The organism is Roseisalinus antarcticus (genome assembly GCF_900172355.1).
GTDB classification, from domain to species: Bacteria; Pseudomonadota; Alphaproteobacteria; order Rhodobacterales; family Rhodobacteraceae; genus Oceanicola; species Oceanicola antarcticus_A.
Genome location: NZ_FWFZ01000141.1, coordinates 1 through 820, shown reverse-complemented (window position 1 = coordinate 820; position 820 = coordinate 1). Strand labels below are relative to the sequence as shown.

Here is an 820-nt window from a genome sequence, read left to right as displayed (position 1 = left end):
CATGTCCCCGCGCGACATCTCGCTGACGGCGAAGGGCAGCGGAACGGAGGCGGTGATCGACGGGCATATCATCTTCCTGCAGGGCATCGTCCCGGCGGATGTGGAGGATGATTTTCGGTTCGTGTGAAGGGGACGGACCGAAGAAAAGGCCGTGGTTTCGTCACATGTTTGAGGCACCGTTTGTCCGGTCGATGGAACACCGCAGCAACGAAAGCAGAGAGTTGGCCTTCAGACCGACTTTCCTTGACTCTCGACGACTGCTCCGCTTCCTAATAGGACGGTGAAATCGGGACCTTGGTGCGCCATTTTACACCGATCAGTTCCCGCACAGATCTGTCGCTCACCTGCTCCACGGCACCTGGCCCGCCGCTATCGACAGGAGCTCCAGCATCCCGCAACGGGTCCGCCTGCCCGCCGCGCAGAATTGTTTGAAGCGACCAGTGACGGGCGCTGACCCGCGGATGCTGACATAGGCGTCTGGAACGGTCAGGGTCGAGCCGGGATCTCGTCGTGACGAAGCGACAACGGCCCAGGTCTCAGGCATTTATTCCTGCAAAACACTCATTGGCAGGACCACTGTATTGATGCCGGTTGCTTCGGCGAGGGCGGCGATGTGATCCAGCGGCATACGCATCCCTCCGGCCTTGAGCATGGACAGCACATTGACACGTTCGAAGCCCCTCCCGGTGGCGTTCTGAACCGCGCCGAATTTGCCGGCGGCTCCAACTCTTGAGTAGATGGAGTCATCATGGGCAAGACGACGAACAAGGTTTCCGCTGAGGTCCGCGAGCGCGCAGTGCGCATGGTCCTCGGCAATCCG

The 820-nt window shown here is 60.5% G+C and carries 1 pseudogene; it reads right to left on the bottom strand.

Features of this window, described 5'->3' with window-relative positions:
* Nucleotides 1-544: 544 nt before the first annotated feature.
* Nucleotides 545-820, bottom strand: a pseudogene (locus ROA7023_RS24680) (hypothetical protein); the annotation flags it as partial.